The sequence below is a fragment of the Rhodococcus rhodnii NBRC 100604 genome (assembly GCF_001894925.1).
In the GTDB taxonomy this organism is placed as follows: Bacteria; Actinomycetota; Actinomycetes; order Mycobacteriales; family Mycobacteriaceae; genus Rhodococcus_F; species Rhodococcus_F rhodnii.
In genome coordinates this window covers 37090-47706 of record NZ_BCXD01000023.1, presented here as the reverse complement: position 1 = coordinate 47706, position 10617 = coordinate 37090, and the positions used below count along the sequence as shown (strand labels likewise).

Below are 10617 nucleotides of genomic sequence, written 5' to 3'. Positions count from 1 at the left end.
GTTGAACTTCGCGCGGGGGATGCCCGCCTGCTCGCAGGCATCGAGAATCGCGACGCCGCACGGGTCCTCGGCCGGGACGTCGCGCAGCCGGACCGGGCCGTCGTGGCCGTGATGGTCGCCGGGCCGCGAGTTGTTCTCGAGCCGCTTGATCAACGGGAAGATCGCCTCGGATTCCCATCCGGCGCACCCGTACCCGGTCGCCCACTCGTCGAGATCCTCTCGCGGTGGCCAGAAGGCGATGCACGAGTTGTGCGAGGAGCAGCCGCCGAGCACGCGAGCGCGCGCGTGCCGCATGAACGAGTTGCCGTGTGCCTGCGGCTCGATGAGGTAGTCCCAGTCGAGACCCGACTCGAGCAGATTCATCCAGTCCTCGAGGACGAGCACCTCGTCGAGCCCGACGTCGCTCGGTCCCGCCTCGACGAGTGCCACCGTGACGGACTCGTCCTCGCTCAGCCGCGCCGCGACCGCCGCTCCCGCGGAACCGCCGCCGACGACGATGTAGTCGTACTCGTGCACCGAGCTCTGTCCGGCAGGATCGCGGTCCTCGGTCTGCATGAACGGCATGTCAGTTCTTCCCGTCTGCTGTGCCCGTGCGATCGGCGAACCAGCCGCTGACCCCGGGATCGATGTTCTGATAGACGTGCTTGGCCTCGCGGTACTCGTCGAGCCCGGTGGGACCGAGTTCGCGGCCGAAGCCCGATTCGCCGAACCCGCCCCACTCTGCCTGGGGGAGGTACGGGTGGAAGTCGTTGATCCACACCGTGCCCGCACGCATGCGATTCGCGACGCGCTGGGCGCGTCCGGCGTCCTGCGTCCACACCGCGCCGGCGAGGCCGTAGCGGGTGTCGTTCGCGATCCGCACGGCGTCGTCCTCGTCGGTGAACGTCTCGACGGTGACGACGGGCCCGAAGCCCTCGTCGACGACGACCGACATTCCCTGCTGCACGTCGTCGAGCACCGTCGGCAGATAGAAGAAGCCGTCCTCGAGGTCACCGGACCCCCATTCACCGCCACAGCGCAGGGTCGCACCCTCGGCGACCCCCCTGCGGACGTACTCGGTCACCTTGTCGCGGTGGGCAGCGGAGATGAGCGGGCCGGACTCCGCGTCGTCGTCGAACGGCCCGCCGAGACGGATCGCCCGGGCGCGCTCGACGAGCGCGTCGACGAACCGATCGTGGATCGACTCCTCGACGATGAGCCGCGCGCCGGCCGAGCACACCTGACCGGAGTGGACGAACCCCGCGTTGAGCGCGTTGTCGACTGCGGCGTCGAAGAGCGCGTCGGCGAACACGACGTTCGCGTTCTTGCCACCGAGCTCGAGCGCGACCTTCTTGACGGTCTGCGCGGCGGTGGCGGCGACGATCCGGCCGGTCACCAGTCCTCCGGTGAACGACACCATGTCGACATCCGGATGCTCGGAGAGCGGCGCTCCGGCGACCGCGCCGGCGCCGAGCACGAGATTCGCCGCTCCCGCGGGGACCCCGCACTCGGTGAGCAGATCCATGAGCAGGATCGCCGTCGCGGGCGTCAGCTCGCTCGGCTTGAGCACGAACGTGTTGCCGGCCGCGAGACACGGCGCGACCTTCCACGCGGCCTGCAGCAGCGGGTAGTTCCACGGCGAGATGAGGCCGCAGACGCCGACGGGCTCGTACTGGATGCGGCTCACGACGTTCGCGTCGCCCGCGTCGACGAGCCGCCCGGCGTCGTGCGCCGCGGTCGTGCCGAAGTACTCGAAGCACGCGGCGATGTCGTCCATGTCGATGCGGGCCTCGACGATGCGCTTGCCGGTGTCCAGGGCCTCGGCGCGGGCGAACTCCTCCTTGCGCTCGCGCAACCGGTCGGCGACACGGCGCAGGACACGAGCGCGTTCGGCGGCGACGGTGCGCGGCCACGGTCCGTGATCGAACGCCTCGCGGGCGGCGGCGATCGCCTGCGTGGTGTCGGAGGTCGTCGCCTCCGACACCGTCGCGACGTGGCGTCCGTCGGCGGGGCAGCGGATCTCGCGGGTACCGCCGTCGGAGGCGGCCACCCAGCGTCCGCCGATGTAGAGGCTGGTGGGTGCGGGGTCGGTCATGATGCTCACTCCAGGGTCGGTGTGTTGCGCAGCCGAAGGAACTCGATGTGCCGCTCGTACTGGTCGAGGACGTCGCCGATGAGTTGCTCGCGGGTGTAACCCATGACGTCGTACTGCTGGCTGCCCTCGGTGAGGTGGACCTCGAGGCGGTAGTACGCGGCGTCCTCGCTCTGCGAGTTCATCGCGAACGACGGGATGTCGTCCTTCTCGGGCCACAGCTGATAGTGGAAGCGTGGGTCGCCCTCGCCCATCTCGACGGTGAGGTCGAGATGCGGTATCCCGGTGCGTTCTTCGCGGTTCTCCTCGAGGTGTGCCGTGATGGACCGGGTCGCCAGTTCGTCGACGACCGCGGCGAGTGCGGGGCGCGCGGTCTCGTCGACGTAGCGCCGGACGCCCGTCCGGTCGGGATACGAGAGCGTACGGGCGAGGCGCTGGCGCCACGTTCGCTGCACTCCGCGTTCGCTGCCCACGCGTTCGGACAGCGACGAGTGCAGGACGGTGCGGCCGGTGCCGCGGAGCAGCACCTCGCTGCGGAGCGCTCGGTGCAGACCGGCCATGATGAGCAGCATCACGAACGAGAACGGCAGCCCCATGATGATGGTCGCGTTCTGGAGCGTGGTGACACCACCGACGATGAGCATCGCGAGCGTCAGCAGACCCGTGGCGACTGCCCAGAAGATGCGGCTCCACTTCGGGCCGTCGGTCTCCGGATCCTCCAGCCGCGACGTCAGATTCGTCATGACGAGGGCACCCGAGTCGGCGGACGTCACGTAGAAGAGCAGACCGGTGAACGTCGCGAGGCCCGCGCTGAACAACACTCCCGGGTACTGATCGAGTAGTGAGTAGAACGCGCTCTCGGGGGCGTTCATCGCCGTCTCGCCGAATGCGCCGTTGCCGCTGATGACGATGTCGAGCGCGGCGTTGCCGAAGATCGCGATCCACAGCGCGATGAACGCGAACGGGATCGTCAGCACGGCGACGATGAACTGGCGCAGCGTGCGGCCGCGCGAGATGCGCGCGAGGAACAGGCCGACGAACGGCGCCCACGCGATCCACCACGCCCAGAAGAACAGCGTCCACGCGTTGAGCCACTCCTGCGGCGCGTCGAATGCGAAGGTGTCCAGCGTCATTCCCGGGAACCGGCTGACGTAGTCGCCGACGTTCATCACGATGGCGTCGAGCAGGAACCGCGTCTTGCCGGTCACGAGGATGTAGAGCATGAGCACGAGTGCCAGCAGCGCGTTGAGTTCGGAGAGCCGCCGGATACCGCGGTCGACACCCGAGACGACGGACGCCGTCGCCATGAGGACGGCGACCGCGATGAGCGCGACCTGCATCGCGGTGTTCTGGGGGAGGTCGAACATGAAGCTCAGGCCGTAGTTCAACTGCACGACACCGATACCGAGCGAGGTCGCGATGCCGAAGATCGTGCCGATGACGGCCGCGATCTCGACGCCGTCGCCGACTGCGCCCTCGACCCGCTTGCCGATCACGGGATACAGCGCCGAACGGATCGACAGCGGCAGACCGCGGCGGTACGCGAAGTACGCGAGCGCGGCGCCCATGAGCGCGTACATCGCCCAGCCGGTGATGCCGTAGTGGAACAGCGTCCATACCACCGCCTGTCGCGCGGCCTCGGTGTTCGAGCCGTCCCCGACGGGCGGTGCGAGGTACTGCGTCACGGGCTCGGAGACCGAGAAGAACATGAGGTCGATACCGATGCCCGCCGCGAAGAGCATCGCGCCCCACGTGAAGACGTTGTATCGCGGGCGCGACTGGTCGGGGCCGAGCCGGATCGTCCCGTACCGGCTCAACGCGATGAACAGAACGAACACCACGATGAGGGTCGCGACGAGGAAGTACCACCAGCCGAATGCCGACGAGATCCATTCGACGACACTGCCGATCACGGTGTCGGCGTTGTCCGGCGCCGCGATCGCCCAGACCGTGATCGCGACGATGACGACGGACGAGATCGCGAAGACGGGTGTGTTGATCACCGCCTTCGCGGGAGATCTCGGCGGTGAGGCCGACTCTTGGTCCTCGGTCGAACTCACAGGTCCTCCTCATCGATGCGCGATGTCCGGTCCGGCGAGTGCGATCCGGCGAGTGCGGCCCGGGCGCGGACGGACGCTGCCAGGCTGCGCGCACTGCTCGGCAACGGATAGAAAGTACCGCCGCGACGTGCGGCCGCGGGGCGGTCCGGCGAGATCGGCGACGCCACGGGCCCGGCGCAGGTAGCCTCGCGCACGACGCAATTCGGGCAAGAAGTGCTGCGCACGACGACGATCGCGCGTGACCCGGAGTGCTCCGGTTCGGCCGGGTGGGAGTTCGCTCACACGGCGATCGGCGCGGTGCCGGGACCGCCGTCGGCGGCGCCCGGGCGGTCCGGGCGCGGACGCCGCGGCGGTATGGCCCTACTATTTCCGATTTGTGAACGATCGACACCGCGCCGAGGGCGCGCCCGGCCTCTCTCCCGCCGCCCCGGACCGGGGACGTCTGTTCGGCTGGACCCTCCACGGCGACGGCCGTTCGATCGGCGCCGGCGCGGTCGTCGCGCCCGACGAGCGGCTGAGCTGGCCGCGGACGATGGGCATCGGGATGCAGCACGTCGTCGCGATGTTCGGTGCGACGCTGCTCGTCCCGACGATCACCGGCTTCCCCGTCACGACGACCCTGCTGTTCTCGGGTATCGGTACGGTCCTGTTCCTGCTGATCACGCGCAACCGCGTGCCCAGCTACCTCGGCTCCTCGTTCGCCTTCATCGCACCGCTCACGGCGTCGGCCGGATCGGGCATCGGTGCTCAGCTCGGTGGCGTCCTCGTCGCCGGCGCGGCGCTGCTCCTCGTGGGCCTCGCGGTGAAGTTCGCGGGCGCCCGCGTGATCGACGCCGTGATGCCGCCCGTCGTGACGGGCGCCGTGGTCGTGCTCATCGGGCTCAATCTGGCGCCGGTCGCGACCGCGTCCTACGAGGCACAACCGCTCGTCGCGACGATCACGCTCGTCGCGATCGTCCTCGTGACCGTCGTCGGCCCGGGCATGCTCGGGCGGCTCGGCATTCTCGTGGGCGTCGTCGTCGGGTGGGTGTTCGCGGCGGTCTCGGGCGGGCTCTCGGAGGAGCGGGTCGCCGCACTCCGCGAGGCCGACTGGATCGGGCTTCCCACCTTCCACGCGCCCTCGTTCGAACTGGGCGTCATCGCGGTGACGCTGCCAGTCGTGATCGTCCTCGTGGCCGAGAACGTGGGTCACGTGAAGGCCGTCGCCGCGATGACGGGCCGTTCGCTCGACGACGTCGCGGGCGACGCCCTGCTCGCGGACGGACTCGCCACGACGCTCGCCGGCGCCGGAGGTGGATCCGGGACGACGACCTACGCGGAGAACATCGGCGTGATGGCAGCGACACGCGTCTATTCGACCGCCGCCTACTGGGTCGCGGCAGCGACCGCGATCGTGCTCGCGTTCTCGCCGAAGTTCGGCGCGCTCGTGTTCACGGTGCCGGACGGTGTGCTCGGCGGTGCGACGCTCGTGCTCTACGGCCTCATCGGCATTCTCGGCGTGCGCATCTGGATGGACGCGAAGGTCGACTTCACCGACCCGGTCAATCTCACGGTCGTCGCCGCCGCCCTCGTCGCCGGCATCGGCGATCTCACGCTCGCGATCGGCTCGGTCGAACTCGGCGGCATCGCCTGGGGTTCGGTCGGCATCCTCGTGCTCTACCCCGTGATGCGCCGGCTCGCGCGCCTGCGCCGGGCGTAGCCGCAGATCGCCGGGACCGCGGGCAACCCGACGAGTTCTCGGTCACGTTTCCCGATCGTCTGGGTCATTCACCACGTTCGCAGGGCGTCCTAGGCTCGTTCGCGAGGGGCCCGTGTGCGACGAGCGCCGGGCCGTCACTGGAACCGGCCCCGGGCGGGGCCGGAACGACATGAGGAGTCCGGCGTGGAACGCACCCTGTTCGAACCCGAGCACGAGATGTTCCGGGAGTCGTACCGGAAGTTTCTCGAACAGCACGTGGCGCCCTACCACGCGCAGTGGGAGGAACAGAACATCGTCGACCGCAGTGTCTGGGTCGAGGCCGGCAAGCAGGGGTTCCTCGGAACCGCAGTGCCGGAGGAGTACGGCGGCGGGGGAGTCAAGGACTTCCGGTACAACTCCATCGTCACCGAGGAGACGACCCGCGGCGGCTTCAGCGGAATCGGCTTCCCACTGCACAACGACGTCGTCGCGCCGTACCTGATCGAGCTCGCGAACGACGAGCAGAAGAAGCGCTGGCTCCCCGGCTTCGCGTCGGGCGAGATCATCACTGCGATCGCGATGACCGAGCCCGGCACCGGCAGCGACCTGCAGGGCATCCGTACCCGCGCGGTGCGTGACGGCGACGACTGGATCCTCGACGGCTCCAAGACCTTCATCACGAACGGCATCAACGCCGACCTCGTGATCGTGGTCGCCCAGACGAACCCGGAGGCAGGCGCGCAGGGCTTCTCGCTCCTCGTCGTCGAGCGCGACATGGAGGGCTTCGAGCGCGGCCGCAATCTCGACAAGATCGGCATGAAGGCACAGGACACGGCCGAGCTGAGCTTCTCCGACGTCCGCGTGCCCGGCGCGAATCTCCTGGGCGAGGAGGGCATGGGGTTCATCTACCTCATGAAGAACCTCCCGCAGGAGCGCCTCTCGATCGCCGTCGTCGCGGCCGCCGCGATGGAGGCGGTGCTCGATCAGACGACGCAGTACGCCCGCGACCGCAAGGCGTTCGGCAAGCCGATCGGACGCTTCCAGAACACGCGCTTCGTGCTCGCCGAACTCGCGACCGAGACCCAGATCGCGCGGGTCTTCGTCGACAAGTGCATCGAACTTCTCAACGCCGAGACGCTCACGGTCCAGGAGGCCGCGATGGCCAAGTGGTGGACGACGGAGAAGCAGGTCGAGCTGATCGACCGCTGCCTCCAGCTGCACGGCGGCTACGGCTACATGAAGGAATACCCCGTCGCGAAGGCCTACATGGATTCGCGCGTTCAGACGATCTACGGCGGTACGACCGAGATCATGAAGGAAATCATCGGCCGCGGCCTGAATCTCTGACACACGCGGCGGCCCCGGACGTCCGCTGCCGCCGTCCTTCTCGCCGACACGGGCCCGGCCACGCTTCGCGCGTGGCCGGGCCCGTGTCGTGTGTCAGGAGAGCTTGCGCATGACCGTGACGACCTTGCCGAGGATCACGGCGTCGTTGCCGTTGATCGGCTCGAACAGCTCGTTGTGCGGCATGAGCCATACGTCCTTGCCGGTGCGCTTGAACGTCTTGACGGTGGCCTCGCCGTCGATCATCGCGGCGACGACGTCGCCGTTGTCGGCGACGTTCTGCTGACGCACCACGACCCAGTCGCCGTCGCAGATCGCGGCGTCGACCATCGACTCGCCGACCACCTTGAGCAGGAACAGCGAACCCTGCCCGACCAGTTCACGCGGGAGCGGGAAGACGTCCTCGACGGCCTCCTCGGCGAGGATCGGGCCACCGGCGGCGATACGGCCCAGTACGGGCACCATCGTCGCCTCGGTGGGCGCGTCGAGCGTCGCGGGAGTCGTCTGCGGCGCGGGATCGGTGACGATCTGCACGTTGACCGCGCGGGGCCGGTTGGGATCGCGCTTGAGCAGCCCCTTGCGCTCGAGCGTGCGCAACTGGTGCGCGACCGACGAGGTGGAGTTCAGCCCCACGGCGTCGCCGATCTCGCGGATGCTCGGCGGATACCCGCGCTGCGCGACCGTGTCCCGGATCACGTTCAGGACGCGCCGCTGGCGGTCGGTGAGGCCGGCGAGCGGATCGGTGGGATCCGCCGCGGCGTCGGTCGAGGTCCTCTTCTTCATCGCGTGCCGTCCTTCTGCGTGCTGTGGGTTCTCGTCTGCTCGTGCTTACTGTTCGGTGCTTCGTACTTCGTGCTCGGTACTTCGTGCTCGGTACTTCGTGCCTCGGTGCTCGGTCGTCCGCAGGGGCCGTCGGCGCGTCCCGGTCGAGTGGATCGTTGTCGATGGGACGCAACGAGAGTCCTGTGACTCGAGTCGCCCCACGAATGTATCCGTTTCTCCGCGCGTTCTCAAACACGTGTTCGACGTCTGTGTGTTCGACCGGAGCTGTGGATGAATTCACTCCCTCGAACCGCCGAATCGAAGAAATGTTCGACGAATTCCTCGTTGCCTCGTGACAATGTCGGACCCGTCTGCAAGACTCGAACACACGTACTACGAAAGCGTGTTCGAGTGCCTCGAACCGTGAGTGGTCGGAAACGGTGAGTGGTCGGATTCGAGCGAGACGAGCGGGTGATGGGCATGCGAGCTGGGACGGCGGATATGGCGACGACGGCGATCGAGAAGGCTGTGGCGGCCGGGAAGACGAGGGCGGTGGAGAACGGGATGATGCTGCGTACGGTTCCGGGTACGGCGACCGCCGGTATGGCGGCACGTGCGGCAGGGGCCGAGCGACGCGCGCGGGTTCTCGATCGTCCCCGTGTGGCGGATCGGCGGCCACGCCCGGCGCAGCGCGGAACCCGATGCGCCGTGCCGGCCCGGCGTCCGGAGACGTCCGGATCGGCGGGGTGGCGAGGTGTCGCGGTTGCGGCGCTGGCGTCCGCGGTCTCCATTCTCGGTCTGGTCGGCGTCGCGAACCTCGCGGCAGGCCCCGCCCCGGCGCCGCTTCCCGCCGAGCACGTCGTCTCCGTCGAGCACGCCGGATCTGCGGCGGGGTCCTGATGCGCGGTGGGGCGAGCGGCCCGAGGTGCGGCGACCCCGTGCCACGCCCGGACACGTCGGTGCGGGGCCGGGTAGTCTCTGGCACTGACAGGCTCTCACTTCCACGTGGTCGTGGCCTCCGGGCCACGCACAGCGGCATCGACGTGCGTCGCGGCGGCCACGCCGGACCCGACGAAGGATCGCGCATGCACTGCCCGTACTGCCGTAACCCCGACTCGCGCGTCGTCGACTCGCGCGAGGTCGACGACGGGCAGGCCATCCGGCGTCGGCGTGCGTGCCCCGAGTGTGGCCGCCGATTCAGCACCGTCGAGACCGCGGTACTGTCCGTCGTCAAGCGCAGCGGCGTGACGGAGCCGTTCAGCAGGGAGAAGGTCAAGCGCGGTGTCGCGCGCGCGTGCCAGGGACGTCAGGTCGACGCCGATGCCCTCGACCAACTCGCCGCGCAGGTCGAGGACGCCGTCCGCGCGTCGGGTTCCGCGGAGATCCCGAGCAACGAAGTCGGGCTCGCGATCCTCGGACCGCTCCGCGATCTCGACGAGGTCGCCTACCTGCGGTTCGCCTCGGTGTACCGCTCGTTCAGCTCGGCAGAGGATTTCGCGCGGGAGATCGACGAGATGCGCCTTCACCGCGACGCCACCACGGACGACGCGTCCCGCAGCGAGAGTGCCGAGCAGCGCGTCTGAGCGGGAGGCCGCCCGTGTGGGTGGCCCAGTCGGTCCGCCGTCAGTCCTCGGTGCCGTCGTTGCGGCTCGGCGCGGCGCGTGTGCCTGCGGTGGTCGTGTCCGGGGTCTCCTGAGCAGTCGGAGCGACCGGCTCGTCTGTACCGGTCCCCGCGGCCGCGACCTGGAGCTGCGGAGCCCGCGCGCTCTCGATGCGAGCCGACACGACGAGTGCGGTGACGACGATCGCCACGCCCGCGGCCATGAGGCCGACGGTCATCGCGACGTCCGTCGACGGCGCGAGGAGATCGCGGCTCTCGCCGTCCCACGGCTGCCACGGCCACAGCGCGCGCAGCGATCCGGCGAGCAGTCCCGTCATGACGACGAGTGTGATGTGTCGATGCTCTTCGAGGAGCTTCTGCAGGACCTTGACGAACATCGACAGGCCGAGGAACGCACCCGTCGCGAACAGCAGGATGTAGCCGATCTCGCGGTTGTTGAGGGCGTCCATCGTCGTCGTGTACATGCCGAGAGCGAGCAGCATGAAGGCGCCCGAGAGTCCCGGGATCACGAGCGCGCAGATCGCGATCATCGCCGAGCCGACGACGAAGAGCGGTGCAGGATCGCTGACGTCGCTCGGGGGCAGTCCCGTGAGCATGAATGCCGCTGCGGCGGCCGCGAGTGCGAGGGCGACGTCGCGGGGTCGCCATGTGCCGCCGCTCGTCGAGAACGGCACCCACAGCGACGCCAGGACGAGCCCGAAGAAGAGTGCGTACGACCGCTGCGGGTGGGCTTCGACGAGCGGTGCGACGATGGCGGCGGAGATGACCACCATCACGGCCATGCCGGCGAGCACCCCGGCGACGAGCGGCCAGTCGATCCCACGGGCCTGCTCGCGTGCGCGCTGCGTTCCCGCTCCGCGCGGAACGTCGGTGACGACGGCGCGGATGCCGGACACGGCGTGCCCGGCGGACAGGATCAGCCTGTCGTAGATGTTGGTGATCAGGGCGACCGTCCCGGCGCTGACGCCGGGGATGGTCTCGACGACTCCCATCAGTCCGCCTCGGGCGATGTTGGCCGAGTGGGCACCCACGCCGGTGCGGGTCGACTGCTCTGCAGGGGCCGAAGTGCTCATCCGGCCGA

9 protein-coding genes are annotated in these 10617 nt (G+C 69.1%); 4 read left to right on the top strand and 5 right to left on the bottom strand.

The window, feature by feature from the left end; genetic code table 11:
- The 3 genes from RR1_RS16255 to betT all read right to left on the bottom strand — a co-directional run.
- Positions 1-555, bottom strand: a 555-nt coding sequence (locus RR1_RS16255; RefSeq protein WP_143153874.1) for a GMC family oxidoreductase N-terminal domain-containing protein, incomplete at its 3' end; no start/stop codon positions are given.
- Positions 556-565: 10 nt separating this feature from the next.
- Positions 566-2074 carry an aldehyde dehydrogenase family protein gene (locus RR1_RS16250; protein ID WP_040772118.1) on the bottom strand — a complete coding sequence of 503 codons (1509 nt, stop codon included), beginning with the start codon at positions 2072-2074 and terminating at the stop codon, positions 566-568.
- Between the two features lie 5 nt (positions 2075-2079).
- Positions 2080-4131: a choline BCCT transporter BetT gene (betT, locus tag RR1_RS16245; RefSeq protein WP_238558906.1), complete on the bottom strand. Its 2052-nt coding sequence runs from the start codon at positions 4129-4131 to the stop codon at positions 2080-2082.
- 442 nt (positions 4132-4573) lie between these two features.
- Here betT and RR1_RS16240 point away from each other — a divergent pair, with 442 nt between their 5' ends.
- Both RR1_RS16240 and RR1_RS16235 read left to right on the top strand, forming a co-directional pair.
- Positions 4574-5830 carry a uracil-xanthine permease family protein gene (locus RR1_RS16240; RefSeq protein WP_040772117.1) on the top strand — a complete coding sequence of 419 codons (1257 nt, stop codon included), beginning with the start codon at positions 4574-4576 and terminating at the stop codon, positions 5828-5830.
- Between the two features lie 183 nt (positions 5831-6013).
- Positions 6014-7156 (top strand): acyl-CoA dehydrogenase family protein, encoded by a 1143-nt coding sequence (locus RR1_RS16235; protein WP_010836509.1) that lies wholly within the window; start codon positions 6014-6016, stop codon positions 7154-7156.
- 93 nt (positions 7157-7249) lie between these two features.
- Here RR1_RS16235 and lexA read toward each other — a convergent pair whose 3' ends face one another.
- Positions 7250-7936: a transcriptional repressor LexA gene (gene lexA, locus RR1_RS16230; protein WP_010836508.1), complete on the bottom strand. Its 687-nt coding sequence runs from the start codon at positions 7934-7936 to the stop codon at positions 7250-7252.
- Positions 7937-8389: 453 nt separating this feature from the next.
- Here lexA and RR1_RS16225 point away from each other — a divergent pair, with 453 nt between their 5' ends.
- Together RR1_RS16225 and nrdR are read left to right on the top strand one after the other, a co-directional pair.
- The gene (locus RR1_RS16225; RefSeq protein WP_143153871.1) at positions 8390-8815 is read left to right on the top strand and encodes a hypothetical protein; all 426 of its coding nucleotides are present in this window, start codon (positions 8390-8392) and stop codon (positions 8813-8815) included.
- Positions 8816-9000: 185 nt separating this feature from the next.
- On the top strand, positions 9001-9498 hold the full coding sequence (gene nrdR, locus RR1_RS16220) for a transcriptional regulator NrdR (protein WP_010836505.1): 498 nt from the start codon (positions 9001-9003) through the stop codon (positions 9496-9498).
- Positions 9499-9538: 40 nt separating this feature from the next.
- Here the strand turns inward: nrdR and RR1_RS16215 are convergent, their stop codons facing one another.
- Positions 9539-10609, bottom strand: a complete 1071-nt coding sequence (locus tag RR1_RS16215; RefSeq protein ID WP_238558905.1) for a DUF368 domain-containing protein — start codon at positions 10607-10609, stop codon at positions 9539-9541.
- Between the last annotated feature and the right edge of the window lie 8 nt (positions 10610-10617).

Bases quoted from the DNA above. Each gene is read 5' to 3' on its own strand.
- RR1_RS16250 (WP_040772118.1), bottom strand. From the start codon at position 2,074: ATGACCGACCCCGCACCCACCAGCCTCTACATCGGCGGACGCTGGGTG.
- lexA (WP_010836508.1), bottom strand. From the start codon at position 7,936: ATGAAGAAGAGGACCTCGACCGACGCCGCGGCGGATCCCACCGATCCG.
- RR1_RS16225 (WP_143153871.1), top strand. From the start codon at position 8,390: ATGGGCATGCGAGCTGGGACGGCGGATATGGCGACGACGGCGATCGAG.
- nrdR (WP_010836505.1), top strand. From the start codon at position 9,001: ATGCACTGCCCGTACTGCCGTAACCCCGACTCGCGCGTCGTCGACTCG.
- RR1_RS16215 (WP_238558905.1), bottom strand. From the start codon at position 10,609: ATGAGCACTTCGGCCCCTGCAGAGCAGTCGACCCGCACCGGCGTGGGT.